A 20612-nucleotide genomic window follows, 5' to 3' on the forward strand; every position below is an offset into this window, starting at 1 on the left:
CGGCAATGAGCGAAATTGAAATCAGTTGTGATCGCGGTCGGCTGGACCTTGGATATTGCTATGATTTCATTGCCAATTCTTATTGGTCGCGCGGCAGGTCGCGCGGCGAGTTTGACCGTTCGGTTGAAATGTCGTTACCGATTGGTGCCTATTGTGATGGGCGGCAGGTTGGCTTTGCCCGCGTCGTGACCGACTTCATCGCCATTGCCTATATCGCCGATGTGTTTGTTGACCCCGATTACCGTCGTCGGGGCATTGCATCCATGATGCTTGATGCCCTGCATGCTCATCCCGATATTGCGCGGGTCAAACGATGGATTCTGGCGACACTTGATATGCAACCGGTTTATCGCCAGCATGGATATGAGGACCTAAATGAAACGATCATGATGCGGCTTGATGCCGAATCCGATGATCGGGAACCTTTGCTCTAGGCGTGATTAAACCCGACATTTAAAAAAAAAAACGCCGCCACGGTCAGACCGGACGGCGTTTTTGTTTTCGGCAATCTCGCAATCAGCTGGTGCGGACTTCATCAAGGAAGTTGCCGACCTCGCTGCGCAGCGTTCCTGATTGCGCGCCAAGTTTTTCGGAGGCATCAAGTACCTGTCGGGCGGCATCGCCGGTCTGGCGGGCCGCAGACTGCATTTCATGGATATGGCTTGTGACTTCCTGCGTGCTCTGGACCGCCTGCTGGACGGAGTGTGAGATTTCGGACGTCGCCTGTCCCTGTTCCTGAACTGCGGCGGCAACCTCGGATGCGATTTCGTTCAGATTGGCGATGATGCTGGTGATGCCATCAATTGCACCAACAGCTTCCTGGGTCGATCCCTGAATGCCGGAAATCTGGGCTGAAATATCCTCGGTCGCGCGTGCTGTCTGATTGGCAAGGTTCTTTACCTCGTTGGCCACCACGGCAAAACCTTTACCCGCGTCACCGGCACGTGCGGCTTCGATCGTGGCGTTCAGGGCCAGAAGGTTAGTCTGTTCGGCAATGGCCTGAATGATCTGGACCACTTCGCCGACTTTCTGTGCTGAAACATCAAGCCCCTGAACCATTTCATTGACTCGATTGGCTTCGGTGCTGGCGTTGGCGGTAATGTTTGACGTGTCATTTACACGCGCACTGATATCGCGGATTGAAACAGATAGCTGTTCGGCAGCACTGGCAACCGTTTCGACGCTATGATTGGCCTGCTCAACCGCGGCAACCACTGCCTGCGAACCGGATTCGTTCTGATGAACGGCCGCAACCATTGTCTGGGCGACTTGCTGCATTTCGCTTGATGCGCCCGATACACCGTCGACAACACCCATGACGGTCTGTTCGAAACGCCCGGCAAGGCCGTTCATTGCCTCTCGCCGTTTTATTTCTGCGCGCTCGCGTTCCTGTTCGCGTTCCCGATCAAGTTGGGCAACTCGGTTGGCATTTTCCTTGAATACTTCGACCGAGGCCGCCATCTGGCCAATTTCATCGGTGCGATGAACGCCAGGGATGTGAATGTCGCGATTGCCATCAGCAAGGGCCGCCATGGCACCATTGATTTTAACAAGCGGGGTAATGATCTGATTGCGCAGGACAAACCAGGTGCTGCCCAGAAGGACGGCAAGGATTGCCGCCGCAAGGGCCAACTGGATGATGACGGCCTGTTTTACCTCGGCATTTACGCGCTCCAAGCTCCATGCGGTCAGCAGCATGCCGCGATATTGATCTTCGTCCCGGCGTTTGGAATATTTGGTAATCGGCGCAGCAACAATGACCGCATCGTCAGAGATGAAGCTGACAACTTCCTTGTTTTCAAGCCGCTCCAGATAAGGTTCGGCAAGTGCAGCCAGATCGTGTTCGGGAAGGTTTTCGGATTGATAGGTCGCAATGGGTTCGCCGTCCGGATTGGCTGCCACCAGCGATGCCAGCTGTGATCCTTCCTTGTCGGTGATCTTGCGAAATTCTTTTTCGACCGAGTTGCCGTCCATGGCAATAAAGCCCGGTTGCACGGCTGTTGACAGCATTTCGGTTTTTTCGACCGACTCATTATACATGATTTCGATCATCGCATCGCGTTGCGAAACCGTCTGGATCGTCATCATTGCGCCGAAGCCGACAATCAACAATGCAACCACAACCAGAATAACTTTGCGTCCGACAGAGCCGCCGGATCGTTTGGTTTCGGCCATTTAAGGTCTCCCGTCCTTTGAAGCCTGATGAATTTTTGTTTCCTCGAAATCCTCTCGTCTGCCAGCGATCATTTGAGGCTGTCGTGGCATGAACGATCAGGATTGGTATCGTTCCGGCTGTCATCCGAATGGTGATTTCGGGGACCTGCCAAAGCGACGATATTTATTCTTTCTGACTTCCCCTGATGTAAAACTCCCTAGGGAACGGGAAGCTTTTTGATGCTTTCCTTCGGACCCCACAAAAAAGCTACTGCAAAGCGGCGGATAACCGAAATAATTAAAATAGGCCTGTTTGAAATTACCGGAAACTTGCGAAATGCGATAAAATCGTCCGGCATCATTCAAGTTTTTAGTAAATAATGCTGTTCGGGTAACCGGTGTTTCTCGTGATGCGAATCGCAGGCTGACTTCGTCGGTCCTAACATGCCTATTCATATGGTGATGGTGGCTTGTGTTTTTGATGCTGTCCGATCACGATGCTGCAGTTTTTGCGGGACGGGGAACCCGAATGGCTAAGTCCAGAACCATAACAAAATCGTGTGCCACCAAAAAAGGCAGGAAAACCATGGCTGTTTCCGGGGTGAAAAGCCCTGTGACCAAGCCCGCGGGTGATGACAGTCCAAAACTGCCCAAAGGCGAAATCGGTGCCCTTGATCAAATGCGAGGCGATGAACCCGGATCAGCAAGTTTATCGTCCCGACCGGCACCGGATATTGCGGTTAACCGTTCTGACAAATCGGAACTTTTTGCGCGCGCGCTTGAAGCACATCAGGCGGGCAGGATTGACGAAGCGATTGCGCTTTATGGTGCTGTCCTTCGCCAGAACCCGGATCAACCCGATGTCTGGAACAATCTGGGCGTGGCACTTCGCCGCAGCAAACGCCATGATGCGTCACTTGTTGCTTATCGTCGCGCGGCGGAGCTAAGGCCGGGAAATGCCGGGCTTTGGTCAAATATGGGCAACTGCCTACGTGAAATGATGCGTTTTGAAGAAGCCACGGCAGCGCATGACAAGGCCCTCGAACTTGATGCTTCGATCAAATCGCATCCGTTTAATGCCGGTCTTGTTTTTCGAGATACCAACCGTTTCGAGCAGGCAATCCGGCATTTTGATGCAGCGCTGGCGATTGATCCCGACTATGTCGACGCCAACTGGGACAAGGCATTGGCCCTTCTGGCGATGGGGCAATATGAGGCTGGCTGGGCGGGATATGAAACGCGCCGCAAACTGGCCGATAACCCGATCCGTCCTCTTGAAGGTGCTCCGGAATGGGACGGTAAGGCTGATTTGCGTGGCAAAAGACTGCTGCTGCGCGCCGAGCAGGGCTTTGGCGACATGATACAGTTTGCCCGTTTTGTGCCAATGGTCGGGAAGAAGGCCGCGCATATTATCCTTGAATGCCGATCAGAATTGATCCCGGTGATGCGTACGATTGCCGGTGTCGGAACAATTGTTGAAAAGGGCGCAAAACTGCCGCCCTTTGATCTGCATGTGCCGTTGCTCAGTTTGCCGCATGTTATGAAAATCAACGAAGCGGAATTACACCGCGTATCTGCCGAACCCTATTTGAGTGCACCGAAAGGCAAGCATGCACGGCTGAGCCCGCCACCGGGAACGATGCTTAAGGTCGGACTGATATGGGCAGGCAAACTTAATCCGCGTGACCGATCCTGCCCGCTTGAAAAGTTGATGCCGCTTATGGCTCAGAAAGGGGCCTGTTTTTACAGTTTTCAGGTCGATGAGCGGCGTGGTGACATAGCGAAACTTGGTGCCAATGCCCTGATTACCGACATGGGTGAACATATTCATGATTTCGGTGACAGTGCCGCGTTGATGAAGGCGATGGATCTGATCATCACAATTGATAGTGCCCCGGCCCATCTTGCCGGCGCGCTTGGTGTACCGGTCTGGATGTTGCAGCTTTATACAACGGATTGGCGGTGGATGGTCGGGCGGGCCGACAGCCCGTGGTACCCGACGATGCGGATTTATCGGCAAGAAGCACCGGGGGATTGGGCTACTCCGATTGGAAAGCTGGGGGCTGATTTTGCCAATTTGCTTAAGGCACGGCTGGGTGCTACGGCATAGTCAAAACGATGGGTCGCGATATTTTTGCCCGATAGCGGGCGGTTGTCTGATCAATTCTTTGGACAGGAACGGTCCCGCCCCTTGTGTTTGGCTGTGACTCAGCGTAGGAAAGCGCCTTAAATTTACGAAGAATATCGACCGCTGTCCGGTCTTTCTCATGATTTGGCATGACAGACAGCAGGCGATCCGTTTTTTGCGCAGGAGAAAGCTTGTGAGCGAAGCTGCTTATAACAAAGGTTTCCCGGTTTCCTGGGAACAGATGCATCGCGACGCACGTGCATTGGCGTGGCGTCTGCTTGAAAAAGGTCCGTACAAGGGCATTATTGCGATTACCCGTGGCGGTTTGGTCCCGGCGGCCATCATCGCACGCGAACTTGATATTCGTCTGATTGATACGGTTTGCGTTCGCAGTTACTCTGACAAGTCGCGCGGTGATCTTGAATGGCTTAAGGGGATCGAAGGTGACGGCACGGACATGCTGATCATCGATGATCTGGTCGATACCGGCAAAACCGCAAAGGCTGTGCGTGAAAAACTGCCAAATGCGCATTTTGCGACTGTTTATGCCAAGCCGCTTGGACGCGAGATCGTCGACAGCTTTGTGACCGAAGTTTCCCAGGATACGTGGATTTATTTCCCGTGGGATATGGAGCTTTCGGTCAACGCACCGATATCCGAGCGCGTCCGCTAATCGGTCTTGAAGATCTGATCGTATCTTTCTCAAGGCCCGTTGGACCGAAAAGGAGGACACGATGCAAAATCAAAATTGCCCGGCCTGCTATCGTCAACCGTCATCAACGGTCCGATGGGCCGGGCACTTGTTTTTTATGCTGGGATTCTGCGCCCTGAGTATTCTCGGTGCAGTTGTTCCGGCATTGGCAGATAATTTGCCGCTGCAGACCGCGAAGGCGATGTCACTGCTAAGGCCGGAAAGCGGCTACAGGCTTGAATTATTCGCCGCGGTAAATAATGCGCGCTCTATTGCTGTTGCCCCGGAACTGAAGGGTATTTTCGTCGGAACGCGTGGTCCCAATCTTTATTTCGTGCGCGATGCGGATGGGGATGGCAAGGGCGAAGAAGTCAATCTTATTGCCGATGACTTCAAGATGGCGAATGGCATCGCCTATAAACCCGGAACCCTGTTTGTAGCCGATCAGCACCGGGTTGTGTCCTATGATCTTTCAGATTTTGACGGAACAGCATTGGGACGCGCGCGCATCCTGTTTACCAATCTGCCGGACAAGCGCCATCATGGCTGGCGATACGCCGCACTTTCCCCGGATCAAAGTCGCCTGTTCATTGCCGTTGGCGCGCCGTGCAATATCTGCAAGGTTGGTGGGCTGGAAGGTACGATTATTTCCATGCCGATCAGCGGTGGGGCACCCAAAATCTATGCCAGCGGTATCCGTAATTCCGTAGGGCTGACGTTCCATCCCGACACCGGAGATTTGTGGTTTACCGATAATGGCGGGGATAACCTTGGTGACGATGTTCCGCGCGAGGAACTGAACCATGCCATCGCCGAAGGGCTGTTTTATGGATATCCCTGGTATGCCGGAAACGATACGCGTTCCCCGCAGTTTGCCGATGAAACTCCACCGGCTGAGGTTACCTTTCCTGCCTTTACCTTTAATGCGCACAATGCAGCGCTTGGTCTTACCTTTGACGATGGTGATGCACTTGTGGCGTTGCACGGATCATGGAACCGGACAATTCCGGATGGTTACAAGGTTGTGCGGGTGGAATTTCGCAATGGTGAACCTGTGGCGACCAATCCGTTCCTTGATGGTTTTCTGCGCAGCAACGGCGAAGTTGTTGGCCGCCCGGTAGACGTAAAGCATTATATTGATGGATCGATTCTGGTGTCGGACGACCACGCCAGTGCGGTTTGGCGACTGGTTCCGACAAAGAAATGACACGGGCATGACAGGTTTAAATAAATTATTCCGGTATCGGGGATGGGCTTGCACCCATCCTGAAACCGGGCTATAAAACCGCCGCTTAGCGGGTGTAGTTCAATGGTAGAACGGCAGCTTCCCAAGCTGCATACGAGGGTTCGATTCCCTTCACCCGCTCCAAGCTTTCCCCCTTTTGTTCTTGAACTGATGATGAACTGCACATTACCAAGTATTCGTCATATTTAAAATAACTTGAGAATGATTATCAAAATCGTGTAAATATGGTCCATTGAGGCTGTTCGGCAATCGAAACTCTCATCAGCAGCCGCAAATGGGGAATAATCGTGTCCAATTCAGCCGGGCAGGCTCCTGCAACTTTGGCATCAGTGGTCGAAGACCATTATGACGATCTAATGCTTTTTATCGGCAATCGCTGCGGGTCTAGGGTCGTTGCCGAGGAAATTATCCAAGAAACCTGGGTCAGGGCAAAAAGTGCGTCTGGCATCGTGCCTGAGAATCCGCGCGCTTATGTCTTCCGGATTGCGCGTAATCTTCTGACGGATCATTATCGCCGAAATTCCAATGATCGAGAGCAGGTTGTGCTGCCATTTCGCCACGCGTCGAGTACTTCAATCGATGGAAATACGTGCGAGCATGTCGAAATTGATCGCACGGCGTCCCAGGAGGACGTGGCTGCGGCCCAGCAAGAATTGCGGATTATTTCGCGGACTGTCGAAAACCTTCCGATGAAATGCCGGCAGGTGTTTCTAATGTATCGCGGCGAAGAGCTGTCAATGCGTGAAATCTCGGAAAAGCTGGATGTATCAGTGAAAACGGTCGAAAACCACATACGCCGGGCTATGCTGGAATGTCGTCGTAGTCTGCAACAAGCGCACTCGGAGAAATGATGATGGATCTTCGTTTTGGCAGGCATTTCGGTTTCTTGGGTGAAAGCAGGTCCATCCGCGGTACGCCGCGCGGTGATGTTGCGCCGTTTGGATATCACGAAGCCCCGGAGGCCGTTGAATGACTGGTCGTCAGGAAATGTCATCTGAACCTGCAACAGAGCAACTGTTTGATGAAGCCGTTGTTTGGTACATGTGTTTACGAGAAGCCAAGGACGATGCAGATGGTGATCGTACGGATGACCTGATCGTACGGTTTGAAGCCTGGAAAAGGCAATCATCGGATAATGTAATAGCGTATGCCGAGGTCGAATTTCTTTGGGGCAGGCTGGCCTTGCCGGTTAAACGGCAAGTTCAAGCGCAAAAGAGCCATCACTCGGTAACCAAGCAACCCTCCCGAAAACAGTCTGGATACCTGAAAGCGGTCATGATCGCGGTGGTGGCAGCTTGTCTGGTACTCATTGTTGGTTTTGGAAGCGAGACTTACAACACAGTCATCGGCAGGTTTGACGAGAACCTTGTCCAATCTGAACATGAGGTTCTGACCAAAATGCTCTCAGATGGCAGTGTGATCAAGCTGAATGCGGAAAGTGCTGTTTTGATCGATTTGACAGCCAAGAGGCGCGTCGTGAAACTGCTGTCAGGTGAAGTTTGGTTTGATGTTGCTCATGACAAGGAACGCCCCTTTGTTGTTCAAACCGACTTTGGGGATGTGACCGCACTTGGAACCGAGTTCAATGTAAAGACTGATCGACAAAAGCTCACGATCAGTCTGGAGGAAGGTAAGGTTTCTGTTAATTGGCATGTTGGGGGGGCTCTGGAAAATCCGGCTGGTGAGGCCGTTGTTACCTTGCTGCCGGGGGAGGCTACGACGCTTCTACCGGATGGTATCGGAGATAAAATACGGTTTGATCCCATTGCGACGACCGCATGGCGAAACGGTAAGATGGTTTTCTATCAGACGCCGCTGTCAGATGTGATTGATGTGATCAACAAATACCATGATGGGCACATCATGGCTCTAAGTTCCGAGATCAATAACATGACGGTTAGTGGCGTTTTCCATACAAATGATATTAATCAGGTGCTCGAAGTGATTGAGGGAACGCTGCCTGTGCATGCGGTGAAGATCAGTAAATATATGATTTTATTAGTTTAATTTCTCCTGGTTTTGGTGCAGCTGATTTCCGGTACTTTTTATCTGGAATGAACGAAAAAGTTTTCGGTTGGACTAGGGGATTTGTCCGCTGGTCGCGTCTTTATATACATATTGCCAATGCGAACTATTTGCATTTTATGTGTTTAAAGACCAGGGGAACCGAAGTGGCTAGCTTGAAAAAGATGAAAATGGGTAGGCAGTTGATGTTGGGGATATCTCTGCTTGCCCTTAATTGTTCTTTCATGGAGGTGGCGATCGCGCAAGACGGGAATCAAGAATCCGAAAGCCGAACTTCATTCCAATTTGATATTCCGGCCCAGTCGTTGCCAAAGGCATTGACGGTTTTCTCGGAAATCACCGGCATTCAAATCCTGTACACGGAGCAGTATGTTTACAGCCAAAGTGTGAGCGCGCTGCGCGGTGAATATACGGCTGATGGCGCATTGCATGCACTGTTAAAGGGCAGTGGTGTTGATTTCAGCTATACATCGTCAAACTCGATCACATTAAAACGTCAGGTGACCGCAACTGAAGCGGGCGATCTGACTTTGGATACCATTGAAGTTATCGGAACACGGCAATCCCGTTATGACAGCCGCTATGCCGAGACTGGTACGATGATACCCAAAGATATTGTTGATATTCCCCGAACTATTGAGGTGATTCCCGAACAATTGCTGCTTGATCAACACGCTCAGGAGCTTGAAGAAGTTTACCGGCTTGCACCCAATGTGGTGAATATGGATGGCTATGGCGGGAGCCGTGAGGATTTTCTGATCAGGGGATTCCGTCGCCGTGACGACATCTACCGTAATGGTGTTCGACTGAAAACCAATGGGCGTCTCAATCCGTCCACGATCGAGAGTGTGCAGATCGTTAAAGGGCCAGTAGCAGAAATTGGTCAAATGACTCCTGGCGGTTTGGTCAATGTCATCACAAAAAAGCCTGAATATAATCAGCAGGCTTACGCAGTTGCGAACTTTAATGAACATGGCCAAAAACAGATCCAGGCGGACATTACCGGGCCATTCGGACTAAATGATACGCTTGCATATCGTATTACAACTTCTGCAGAAGACAGTGAAAATTTCCGGGATGCGGATATTGAACGTCAATTCTTGAACAGTTCGCTGTCATGGATGACAGATGGTGGATCTGTGCTCGACTTTAGTTATGAATATACGCATGACGAACGTCCGGTGGATCGTGGTTTGGTAACTGTTCCTGGAACGGGAAGCAAACGGCAGATCGCTGATGTGTCTTTGGATACTCGATTTGATCAGACCAACCTCAACAATCGTGATGCGACCACTCATATCTGGGAACTTGATAGTTCCGTACCGGTTTTTGATGACGATTGGTATTTGGAAGGCAAATTGTTCTATGCCTACGAGCAGGTTGATGAGCTGCGGAATGAGGTCGTTGGTATATCTAGTACCGGCGTCCTTACACGCCGCGTTCAGGGTAATGATGATAGAGAACTCAGTACTGTATTCGGGCGGATGCAGCTTCGGGGTGAGGCAGAGATCGGGCGTCCTGTAAATTTGGTCTCTGGTGTGGAAATCCGTCACCAATATGAAACCTGGACCAATTTTACAGGTGCCAATCAAACCGGTGGAACGGTTTCAAACCCGTCATCTTTTACTCTTGTTGACAACACGTCTTCAAATCCGCTTTCGCGCCAATACTCAGAGGTCGAGCAAATTTCTTATGGTCCCTATGCGCAAGGGGACATTCATATGACGGATGATGTGACGCTTACACTTGGCGCGCGTTACGAGATCTTTGATAATGAGCAAAGCCAAGAGAACAAGCTTACCGGATCTCTGTCCGGAGCAGATCCCAAGCGTGATGGGAAACTGACGAAATCGGCAGGGCTTCTCTGGAAACCTGTTGATTCACTGTCGCTGTATGCATCCTATGCGGAAACGTTCCAGTCACAGAATATTTATTCGGGGGATGCAGGTACAATTGCTGTGTTTGCCCCGGAAGAAGGACGGCAGTACGAAGTTGGTGCGAAATGGTCGGGATGGAATGACCGGTTGCTGATAACGGGTGCGTTGTTTGATATCAAACAAGAGAACGTCGTGGAGACCGTTAATGGCACCCCGGAACTGACAGGTGGCATTAGGTCTCGCGGATTTGAAAGCTCTGTGACTGCATCACCAGTCAAAGGATTGAACCTTCGCGGTAGCATAGGTTTCCTTGGTGCAGAAATTCTCAGCGAAAATAGCACCAATGGTAACCGTCCGTCGAATACACCCGATATGACCGCGAACTTATGGGTGAGCTACGAGTTTCAAGATGCTGTAAGTAGCCTGAAGGGACTTGGTCTTGGCGGTGGTCTGTCTTATGTCGGAGATAGATATGGGGATAACAACCACACGTTTGACCTGGAAGACTACACGATTTTTGACGTCGGAGTTTGGTATTATCTGCCGCTTAGAAATGAGTCGCGTGTTCGTTTTGACCTCGGTGTTAAAAACATTACGGACGAAGAATACTATGTTGCGTCGGGTGGGACATATCGTGTCAGTGTAGGAAATCCTCGCACTGTCTTCGGAAGTGTCAGAGTCGAATTCTGATGATTCGATGGATGAAGTTGCCAGTCAAACCCATCGGGTTTGACTGGCATAGCTGGATCGGTGTGTATCTTGGTCTGATGCTGTTCTCGATCTGCTGGAGTGGTGCATTTGCCTCTCTGTCATCGGAAATTGACTGGCTGCTGATGCCAGAAATCCGGGTGAACACACGTGACGGATATTTCGATTTCGCATCGGCTTTTAATGCCGTTGAAAACGCTTATCCTGATGTCAGAATTGGTGTTGCGGAGGCACCTGCTGATCGGTTCTCTGCGGCAAAATTCGCTGTTGTGACGCTTGATGGTGCACGTCAGTTTGTCTACGTGAATCCCATGACGTTGCAGATTACCGGAAGTCAGTCGATTTTTACGGTCCAAAGGTTCTTTCGTGAGTTTCATGAAGCATTTTTCGGGCTTTACGGTGTGGGTAAACTTCTTGTTTGTCTGTTTTCCATCCCGCTATTTCTGTCCATGATTTCAGCGTTTGTTTTTTATAAGCGTTGGTGGAAGCGTTTCTTTCAACTGCGTATTGGTAAAACAAACGTTAGCTTATGGAGCAGTTTGCATAAGCTTGCCGGTTTATGGAGTCTCTGGTTTGTTTTCCTGATGACACTTACCGGTGGATGGTACCTTTTTGAAGAAGTGCGCTACAAGTTTGGCGACGAGAAATTCACGCTGGTTGATGCCTATCCATTAGCTGTCAAACAGTTGCCCGATGTCGACAGTGCAGGGCGGGCTCGTATGCCGGTGACCGATTTGATTAACATAGCAAAGTCTGCGCGTCCCGACCTTGAAATCACAACGATCGAACCCGATCGCGCGGGATATTTTTATCTTATCGGACAAAGCGATAATTTCCTGGTGCGTGACAGAGCGAACAAATTGTTCATCAATCCCTACACGGGGACGGTTGTTTTCAGCCAACAGGCTGAAGACCTCAGTGCCTATTGGCGTTGGTCGGATACGGCAGATACTCTTCATTTCGGGACATTCGCTGGCTTGGCCAGCAAAATTGCCTGGTGTGTATTCGGTCTGGTAATGGCTGGACTGTCACTGTCGGGCGCATGGCTTTATGTGCAGAAACAAAAAAACAAAACACAAGTCCGATGGCCAAAGGCTTCTTTTGTCGCATGCGTTGCTCTGATTGTTCCTGTATCGGTATTGCCGATTATTTGGATTTATTTGCACCGTGTCGGTGGCAAGGTCGATGGGCAGTATCAGATGGTTGATCTGCCAGACGCTGTTGCGGCTTTTATTGTCGGCTGGGCAATTGTAACCCTGATCATTGAATTGATTTGGATAATTGGCGTCTTCTCGTTAGAGCGCGGAACTGGTCAAGAAACCCGGCGGGGTGGTCAGGGAATGTCGTAAGAATAGCCGTCGTTACGGGCTTGTTCATCGCTACACAGAAATTTTGCCTTATCCGTGACGAGCTCCTCATAGCGGGGGTCCAGGGTGCTGACATAGTGCCCATTGACCACTGTGGCGAAAAGACAGCGTCCGCTTTCACCATCAAGCCGTTTGCCTGATCTCCATTCGGATGGCGGGATCATATCGCCGCCCTGAATGCCGATCCCTGCATTATCGGCTTCTTTCGAAAGACCGTCATATCGGTGGGAATATCCTTCGATCGGAAAGGCTTCGCCGTCACTGACCATCGCTGCGGCCACATCGCGTTCGCCAATGCCGCATTCGACAATCGGGAAATCGTCACCTTTGCCAGAATGTTGCTGATCACCGGGCCAGCAGCGCACCGTGAAGGGGGCCATGGCGAAATATTTGCGAAGCTGCATGGCCGATGACATGCCGCAATCCCAAAAACTACCGTTATGCAGGCATTGCTGTCCAAGTTCCGGTGCATCGATCCCGGCAATATCGGCAACGACGCCATCAATCATGATTGTATCACCGTCAATGACCAGAACATCGCGCCCTTCTGCCTCCAGCGCTATTTGATCGCTTTTTTGCTTGTCATCCCCGGCCGCTTGAACCGGTTTGTCCTGCAAATAGACGGCAAGTGAAAAAGCAACAGGAATGGCAAACAGGATAATCAGGCGAAAAAAGCGGTTCAAAGTGACCTCGATGGTTTGGTGATTGGACAGAGGCGATGCAATCAAGATACAGAATGGCATGAATGGCTTTGATAAGGACAGTCGAAAACAACGGCAAAATAATGACCCGCAATATCGGGAAATTTGCGGCTCTGATTCCTTCTGTGATGATGCATCTGCGATAACAGGATGCAATCGCTGTCGTTTGGCTGTAAAAGCGGATTTCCCGAGTTAGGCACGGACACTGTTCTTGTTTCGACTGCAACCCATCTTTTTCGTCGTAGGTATCATGGTCATCATCATCGGTGTGTCGATGATGATCCCGGCTGCGGTCGATTTGTATTACGGTAACCCGGATTGGAAAATCTTCGCGCAGGCGTCGATGACCAGTATCGGACTTGGTGGCATGGCATGTCTTGCCTGTCGGTCTGAAATGGGCCCGCGTGTGACAGCCCGGCAGGGATATGTCCTGACAGTGTTTTCATGGGTCGCGATCAGTCTGACCGGAGCATTGCCCCTTTGGTTTTCATCCCTTGATATCAGTTTCTGCGATGCGGTCTTCGAGACTGTTTCGGGACTGACGACAACCGGATCGACAATTTTGTCCGGGCTGGATGATATGCCGCCCGGGTTGTTGCTTTGGCGGTCGATCCTGCAGTGGCTGGGCGGTATCGGGATTATTGTTACAGCGCTTGCATTGTTGCCTATGATGCGGGTTGGTGGCATGCAGCTCTTTCAGATGGAAAGTTCGGATCGTTCGGAAAAGCTGAGTCCGCGCATTCGTGACATGTGCCTGCAAATCGTGATGATTTATGTCGGCCTTAGCGTCATCTGCATGGTGTTGTACCGGATTTTTGGCATGACCTGGTTTGATGCGATCAATCATGGCATGTCGACTTTGGCGACTGGCGGTTATTCAACATCCGATCTCTCATTTGCCAAATTCGATTCCAGTTTGGCGCTGCACTGGGTCGGCATCATTTTCATGTTTGCTGGTGCCCTGCCTTTTACGGCCTATGCGGTTCTGATTCGCAAACGCGATATCAGCGCGATAATAAGTAATCAGCAAATAAGGCTTTTTCTGCTTGTCATTGCCGTTTTCACCGGGCTTTTGACACTGAGGCTGATGCATATTTCTGATGACGGCTTTTTCAGGTCACTGACCATGGCTGCGTTTAACCTTGTTTCGGTGATCACGACAACCGGTTACGCGTCGGGCGACTATCTGCAATGGGGACCAGCGGCGATCATGCTGTTCTTCTTTGCGACATTTATTGGCGGGTGTTCCGGCTCTACGGCCGGCGGATTCAAGATGTTCCGGCTTTATGTCGTGTTCACCGGACTTAAAGCCCATTTCATGCGGCTTCGCAGTCCTTCGGCAGTAATAGTAAGCCGGATCGATAAACATGAAATCACTTCTGACATCTATAATGCGGTAACGGTCTACGTCTTCCTGCTAACGATCAGCTATATCGCGATCAGTGTCGCATTGGCTTTTACCGGGCTTGATCTGGTGACGTCGATGAGTGCTGCGGCGACGTCACTTGCCAACGTTGGTCCGGGCCTTGGCCCGATTGTCGGTCCGGCAGGGAACTTCCAGTCATTGCCTGATGCGGCAAAATGGATTCTTGATATCGCGATGGTGCTTGGGCGGCTGGAATTTGAAACATTTCTTGTGCTTCTGATGCCAGCCTTCTGGCGGGACTGATTTCGGTCATTTATGACGAATGCCCGCAGTATTGCCGTGGTTTTGCCCGATACGGGCAGTCGTTTTCATCGGAACAAATCAATGAAGGACACGCAAATGGCAAAATGGAACATTCCCGGTCGTAAACTCGTTCTTGGCTTGTCGGTTTTGATGGTGGCCGGGGCGCTCGGTGCCTGTTCGCCAGAGGTTGGCAGCAAGGAGTGGTGCGAGGACATGAAAGCAAAGCCAAAAGGCGACTGGACGGCCAACGAGGCAACAGACTTCGCCAAGCATTGCGTTTTCTGATCTTCGATTACCTGTTGCATGGGGGGCTTTGGCCCGACATCCTCTAATGATGCCCTTTGGCTGCCGCATGTCGGGAAAAACGCCAAAGGGCAGAATTTTGCGTAAAACCCGAATAAAAATGAATGGAACAACTCGTTTAGAGTGGCGTTTGAGTTTCAAGATTGCCGTGTATGCGTGCGATGCAGCAAGCTGCATTTGCCAACGCACGAGAAATCCCTATAATGCGCGGCCCGCGAGCAATCGCGTAAGTCGAGAATGACAACAATTTTTATACGAGGTTAGACAATTATTATGAGTGCCGAAAATCTCCATGTCGGTGTGATCGGCGCAACCGGTGCGGTTGGCGTCGAGCTGATCAATGTTATGTTTGATCGCAACTTCCCTGTGGGTGAACTCACCCTGTTCGCATCCGAGCGTTCTGCAGGCAAGACCGTGGAGACTAAGTACGGTACTAAGACCATCGCACTGTTTTCGGTTGAAGAAGCCAAGCAGTGTGACATTGTCTTCCTTGCAGTTTCCGGTGATTTCGCCAAGGAATTCGCCCCGCAGATTGCCGAGGGCGCGCTGGTGATCGACAACTCTTCGGCGTTCCGTCTGAATGACGATGTGCCGTTGATCGTGCCGGAAATCAATGGTGATCTTGCCAAGACTGCCAAGCTTATTGCCAATCCGAACTGCACCACTGCGATTGCAGCCGTGGCTCTTTGGCCGCTGCACAAGGCATTTGGTCTGAAAAAGGTGTTTGTATCCACCTATCAGGCGGCGTCTGGTGCGGGGCAGCCGGGCATGAACGAACTGCGTGAAGGTTTGGCCGCAGGTCTTGAAGGCAAGCCGGTTCCGGCCGAGGTGTTTGCTCATCCGCTGGCTTTCAACGTTATCCCGCATATCGATAGCTTCCAGGAAAATGGCTATACCCGCGAAGAGATGAAGGTTACCTGGGAAACCCGCAAAATCTTTGGTACGCCGAACCTGCCAGTATCGTGCACGGCTGTGCGTATTCCGACCGAGCGTACCCATTCGGAGTCCATCGTGATCGAAACCGAAAAGGTTGTGACCCCGGCGGCCGCACGTGAGGCACTGGCGAATGCCAAGGGCGTTAAACTGGTCGATGATCCGGCAAACAATGTCTATCCGATGCCGATCAACGCGACCAAGCAGTATGACGTCGAAGTCGGTCGTATCCGGTCAAACCTGATCTTTGGTGATCATGGTCTGGAACTGTTCGTTGCCGGTGACCAGTTGCTTAAAGGTGCCGCGTTGAACGCAGTCCAGATCGCTGAAGCCTATATCGCGGATTAAGCGATATAACGGATGCTAAATGAAAACGGCCCCGATTTCGGGGGCCGTTTTTGTTTGTGAAATCACCGTATTCAGGCAACAGAGATGTGATCCCGTCCGGTATTTTTGGCGGTATAAAGCGCATTATCAACACGTGTGATTAGCGTTTCAAACTCCTCGCCATCACGATATTCCGTGATGCCGGCGCTGACTGTGACCAGAATGTTATCCCGCCCGAAACGTATCGGATGTTCGCGAATGGCATCAGCAATTTCGCGTGCCTTGGTCATGGCTTCCTGCCGGTTGAGTCCGGGCAGAAGAAGAACAAATTCATCACCACCCCAACGGCATAGCGTATCTGATTCCCGCGAATGATGGCGAATGGTGGTGGCAACTTCCTTAAGCGTTGCATCACCTCCCGGATGGCCGAAGGTATCGTTGACCTCTTTGAATTCATCAAGATCGATACAGACGATGCCAAGCGGTTCTGCCCGGCGTTTGCAGGATTTGGCCACACCTTCAAATACCAGATCAAAAACCTGTCGATTGCACGCACCGGTCAGCTTATCGCGCGATGCCAGTTCTTCCAGGCGGTTCTGATAATTGCGGATCGTCAGATATGCGGCAATGCCGACAATTGCCGTGATCAGAAGGGATATGGCGATATTGATCAGGAAGGTGGTTTCAATCTGCTGATCACCGATATGTTCCTTTTGTTCAACCAGCAACAGCCAGCCGAATTCGGGAACAAGGCGACTGTTGACGAAATAGGTTTCACCATGGTCCTCGTAGGTGATCGAAGAGCCCGGAGACGTCAGAATCTGCGTCGCATGAATACGAATGCCATCGCGATCATGCAATGTTTCGGACGTGCCAAAGCCACTGCCGTGCAGGGTGATGCGGCCTTCCTGATCAACAAAGTAAATCGTCCGGCCATACCGTTTCTGATAGGTTTCTATCAGGCGGGTCACAGAGTTGACGGATAGGCCAACACCGGTAATGCCGATGACATTGCCATCATAATCGCGCACCTGATAATTGACGAAAACGGCCAGGCGCGACCGGTCTGCGGTATCGTGATCAACATTGATTTCATAAGGTTTTTGATTGTCGCGGGCCTGAAAATACCAGAAATCAGCCGGATCATCTCTGGATACCTGCTTGATCATGCCGGTCGGGTGATAATAGTTCCGGGTTTTATCCGAGATGAAATAAGCTGTGACCGTGTCATAGCGCATCTGGATTTCGCTGAGATAGCGAATGATTTGTTCGGGATCATTTTCCCCGCCAAGCGTCCAGTCGCGGACAAAGGTGTCCTGCGCCATCAGTGACGAAATAAAGATCGGTTGCAACAGGTCGCGCTGGATTTCCGAATAGATGTTGTCACTGGTGAGTGGCAGGGTGCTCTCGGAAATCTGCTGTTCCAGCGATTGTCGTGCGACATAGAAGCTGACAAAACTCGTGGTCAGAAATCCGACAACGAGCAAAATGCATAAGACGACGGCGAAATAGATTTTCTTTCCCGGCACGGAAAGCCCCCAAGGTAGTTTCAGGGCAACGATATTCGTTGCAAGTTATTGTTATTTTGGGAATTTTATTTTCCCAAGTATAATTTATTCGATAATTTTCATGTTTTCTATCGGCCATTTCGCCGAATTAACGAATTACTTTCATAGGTAGTAAATTATATCAAAAAATAAACCGCCAGTCATTAAAGCTGGCGGTTTGATGAGAGATTGTGGTTTCGCGTCTGTGTTTTATCGACGGAAGACGACGGTCTTGCTGCCATTGCGGAAAACACGATGTTCGCAATGCATCTGAATTGCGCGCGAGAAGACGACGGATTCAATATCGCGCCCGATTTCAACCATGTCTTCGGCCGTCATCGTATGATCGACATGTTCGATGGCCTGATGGATGATCGGTCCTTCATCAAGGTCGGCTGTGACATAGTGCGCAGTTGCCCCGATCAGTTTCACGCCCCGCGAATGCGCCTGATGATAAGGTTTGGCACCCTTGAAGCTGGGCAGGAAGGAGTGATGAATATTGATGCAGCGACCTTCAAGTTCGCGGCACAGATCGGTTGAAAGAACCTGCATATAGCGCGCCAAACCAACCAGATCGGCATCGTGTTCGTCGACGATATCAAGCAGTTTGGCTTCCTGGGTTGCTTTGGTTTCTTTGGTCACCGGGAGGTGATAGTAAGGAATTCCGTACCATTCGACGATTCCACGCATGTCTTCGTGGTTTGAAACAATGGCCGGGATTTCGATATGCACATTGTTTGAGGCAACCCGGTGCAGCAGATCGTTCAGGCAGTGGCCAAACTTTGACACCATCAGCAACACTTTTGGCTTCCGATGGAAATCGTGAAGTTCCCACTGCATCGTGAATTTTTCTGCGATGGTGGCGAATTTATCGGCAAATTCGACCTTTGTGCGTAGGGCACGACCGGCATCGAACTTCACGCGCATGAAAAAGCGATTGCTCTGCGGGTCGCCGAATTGCTCCAGCTTGTTGACGAACGCGCCTTCTTCGGCAAGGAAGCTGGTGACACCGGCGACGATCCCGAACGTATCCGGGCAGGTGATCGTCAGGATGAAGGTTTTGGCGAGTTCGGACATTTCCGCTTTGTCTTTCGGTTTATGAATTTTGACCTGCATGCGATATACCGGCGTTGGCAGGCCGTGCCAACCCGGAATTGGCGTTAAACAAGCTCTGCCAACGCTGATAGACCTAATACGCATAGCTCTATGATTGAAGGCATGAAATTACGATCAAGCAAGGAGCCATACGTTTAAAAGCTGGACATTGGCAGGGCATGTGCGAAGAATTCCGCTTCGTTTGCCGGAAGATGATGCAAACGAACCGGTTTTTCGGTTATGCAGTGCAGCTTGTCGGGATAATCGCGAAGACATGTCATGCCCGGTTCAATGGGAACGGGCGTAAAACATGGTACGGGGCTTTTCATTGATCGATTTTCGTCCAATCCTTTTCATTATCGGCATTTTGCTGTGCACCCTGTCGATCGGGATGTTCATCCCTGCCTTGGTTGATATGTATTACGGGCAACGGGATTGGTTGGTGTTTTCAGCCGCGTCGGCCGTATCGCTGTTCATCGGCGGTGCGCTAGTGATGATGAACCGGACCGAGAATCTCAAAATCACATCGCGACAGGCTTTTATCCTGACCACAACAAGCTGGCTTGTTCTGACTGCCGTATCCGCATTGCCGTTTGCGTTTTCCGACCTTGATATGAGCTACACGGACGCGTTCTTTGAAGCGATGTCGGGGATTTCGACGACCGGTTCGACCGTGATCGTCGGACTTGATACTGCCCCACCGGGCATTTTGCTATGGCGCGCACTTTTGCAGTGGCTTGGTGGGATCGGGATCATTGTGATGGCAATTGCCGTCATGCCGATGCTGCGTGTTGGCGGTATGCAGCTTTTCCGGATGGAAAACTCTGACAAGTCCGATAAGGCTTTTCCGCGTGCAACCCAGATCGCCATTGGTATCGCCAGTTTGTATCTGGGCTTTACCATAATTTGGGCGTTTCTTTTGTGGTGGGCGGGTATGCCCGGATTTGATGCGATTGCCCATGCGATGACGACGATTGCGACCGGTGGCTTTTCGACCAAGGACGCATCGGTCGGGCATTTTGATAATGCTGCGGTTGATGTGATCATCACATTGGGTATGGCAACGGGCGCATTGCCCTTTATCCTTTATCTTCAAATGCTGCGTGGCAGGACCTTGGCGCTTTTTATGGATGGTCAGGTTCGCTGGTTCGTTGCGATTGCCAGTTCGATCATTCTGGGTCTGACCATCTGGCATTCGCAAACAAACGATGTCGCCTTCCTGAATGCGCTTCGATACACGTCGTTTAATATCATTTCCGTGATGACGGGGACTGGCTACGCCACAACCGATTACGGCCTTTGGGGACCATTTGCCGTTACGGTATTCTTTTTTGTGATGTTTATCGGCGGCTGTGCCGGCTCAACGACCTGCGGGGTCAAGATATTCCGCCTGCAGGTACTTTATGAAATCGCCAAGGTTCAGCTTTCTCATATGCTGCGGCCTCATGGTGTTTTCATCGCTTATTATAACCGGAAACCGCTTTCCGAAGACGTTACGGAATCGGTGCTCAGCTTTTTCTTCCTGTTCGTCTTCTGCTTTGTGGTTTTGGCGGCGGCTCTTGGCGCAATGGGTCTTGATTTCATTACGGCGGTTTCAAGTGCCGGTACAGCGATTGCCAATGTCGGTCCCGGACTTGGTCCGATTGTCGGTCCGTCCGGTAACTTCGCAACCCTGCCAGACGGGGCAAAGTGGTTGATGTCGATCGGTATGCTGATTGGCCGGTTGGAGGTCTTCACCGTTCTGGTGCTGCTGTTCCCGGCTTTCTGGCGCGACTGATTTTGCTCTTCCAGCCTGCCATGATGCCCCGCCTTTGTGCGGGGTTTTCTTTTTCTTTCTAAGT

The 20612-nt window shown here is 51.1% G+C and carries 16 protein-coding genes and 1 tRNA gene; 13 read left to right on the plus strand and 4 right to left on the minus strand.

The features are described from left to right. Positions 1–5: 5 nt before the first annotated feature. On the plus strand, positions 6–434 hold the full coding sequence (locus ABIE64_RS18430; RefSeq protein WP_071239363.1) for a GNAT family N-acetyltransferase: 429 nt from the start codon (positions 6–8) through the stop codon (positions 432–434). Positions 435–516: 82 nt separating this feature from the next. Here ABIE64_RS18430 and ABIE64_RS18435 read toward each other — a convergent pair whose 3' ends face one another. After that, a complete protein-coding gene (locus ABIE64_RS18435; RefSeq protein ID WP_007091851.1) occupies positions 517–2175 on the minus strand; it encodes a methyl-accepting chemotaxis protein in 1659 nt (552 codons plus the stop codon). A gap of 508 nt (positions 2176–2683) precedes the next feature. On the opposite strand from ABIE64_RS18435, the gene ABIE64_RS18440 reads away from it, so the two are divergent. From ABIE64_RS18440 to ABIE64_RS18475, 8 genes are all read left to right on the plus strand, one after another. Then, the gene (locus tag ABIE64_RS18440) at positions 2684–4264 is read left to right on the plus strand and encodes a tetratricopeptide repeat protein (protein ID WP_354378210.1); all 1581 of its coding nucleotides are present in this window, start codon (positions 2684–2686) and stop codon (positions 4262–4264) included. Between the two features lie 211 nt (positions 4265–4475). Further along, entirely contained in the window at positions 4476–4955 is a 480-nt protein-coding gene (gene gpt / locus ABIE64_RS18445) for a xanthine phosphoribosyltransferase (protein ID WP_007091853.1), read from the plus strand. Positions 4956–5091: 136 nt separating this feature from the next. Next, positions 5092–6180, plus strand: coding sequence for a PQQ-dependent sugar dehydrogenase (locus tag ABIE64_RS18450; RefSeq protein ID WP_233421823.1), 1089 nt, complete (start codon positions 5092–5094; stop codon positions 6178–6180). 88 nt (positions 6181–6268) lie between these two features. Further along, a tRNA-Gly gene (locus ABIE64_RS18455) sits at positions 6269–6342 on the plus strand. Between the two features lie 164 nt (positions 6343–6506). Further along, entirely contained in the window at positions 6507–7070 is a 564-nt protein-coding gene (locus tag ABIE64_RS18460) for an RNA polymerase sigma factor (RefSeq protein ID WP_139192056.1), read from the plus strand. A gap of 118 nt (positions 7071–7188) precedes the next feature. Beyond that, positions 7189–8226 (plus strand): FecR family protein, encoded by a 1038-nt coding sequence (locus ABIE64_RS18465; RefSeq protein ID WP_354378211.1) that lies wholly within the window; start codon positions 7189–7191, stop codon positions 8224–8226. Between the two features lie 164 nt (positions 8227–8390). Continuing rightward, complete coding sequence (locus ABIE64_RS18470) at positions 8391–10811, plus strand: TonB-dependent siderophore receptor (RefSeq protein ID WP_354378212.1); 2421 nt, start codon at positions 8391–8393, stop codon at positions 10809–10811. An 11-nt stretch (positions 10812–10822) separates the two neighbouring features. Next, on the plus strand, positions 10823–12178 hold the full coding sequence (locus ABIE64_RS18475; protein ID WP_354378213.1) for a PepSY-associated TM helix domain-containing protein: 1356 nt from the start codon (positions 10823–10825) through the stop codon (positions 12176–12178). Here ABIE64_RS18475 and ABIE64_RS18480 read toward each other — a convergent pair. Beyond that, complete coding sequence (locus tag ABIE64_RS18480) at positions 12163–12879, minus strand: thermonuclease family protein (protein ID WP_354378214.1); 717 nt, start codon at positions 12877–12879, stop codon at positions 12163–12165. The two genes, ABIE64_RS18475 and ABIE64_RS18480, sit on opposite strands and share 16 nt — an antisense overlap. Positions 12880–13108: 229 nt before the next feature. On the opposite strand from ABIE64_RS18480, the gene ABIE64_RS18485 reads away from it, so the two are divergent. The 3 genes from ABIE64_RS18485 to ABIE64_RS18495 all read left to right on the plus strand — a co-directional run bounded on the left by ABIE64_RS18485 (position 13109) and on the right by ABIE64_RS18495 (position 16150). Beyond that, on the plus strand, positions 13109–14566 hold the full coding sequence (locus ABIE64_RS18485; RefSeq protein ID WP_230729495.1) for a TrkH family potassium uptake protein: 1458 nt from the start codon (positions 13109–13111) through the stop codon (positions 14564–14566). Positions 14567–14647: 81 nt separating this feature from the next. Beyond that, positions 14648–14851: a DUF3012 domain-containing protein gene (locus tag ABIE64_RS18490; protein ID WP_246832385.1), complete on the plus strand. Its 204-nt coding sequence runs from the start codon at positions 14648–14650 to the stop codon at positions 14849–14851. A 291-nt stretch (positions 14852–15142) separates the two neighbouring features. Next, positions 15143–16150: an aspartate-semialdehyde dehydrogenase gene (locus tag ABIE64_RS18495; RefSeq protein WP_341363039.1), complete on the plus strand. Its 1008-nt coding sequence runs from the start codon at positions 15143–15145 to the stop codon at positions 16148–16150. A 71-nt stretch (positions 16151–16221) separates the two neighbouring features. Here ABIE64_RS18495 and ABIE64_RS18500 read toward each other — a convergent pair whose 3' ends face one another. After that, a complete protein-coding gene (locus tag ABIE64_RS18500; RefSeq protein WP_063093234.1) occupies positions 16222–17658 on the minus strand; it encodes a sensor domain-containing diguanylate cyclase in 1437 nt (478 codons plus the stop codon). A gap of 228 nt (positions 17659–17886) precedes the next feature. Continuing rightward, entirely contained in the window at positions 17887–18792 is a 906-nt protein-coding gene (gene purU, locus ABIE64_RS18505; RefSeq protein ID WP_139192057.1) for a formyltetrahydrofolate deformylase, read from the minus strand. Positions 18793–19099: 307 nt separating this feature from the next. Here purU and ABIE64_RS18510 point away from each other — a divergent pair, with 307 nt between their 5' ends. After that, a complete protein-coding gene (locus ABIE64_RS18510; protein ID WP_083379278.1) occupies positions 19100–20548 on the plus strand; it encodes a TrkH family potassium uptake protein in 1449 nt (482 codons plus the stop codon). The last annotated feature ends 64 nt before the right edge of the window (positions 20549–20612 follow it).

Source organism: Thalassospira sp. MBR-102, assembly GCF_040549275.1.
Lineage (GTDB): Bacteria > Pseudomonadota > Alphaproteobacteria > Rhodospirillales > Thalassospiraceae > Thalassospira > Thalassospira xiamenensis.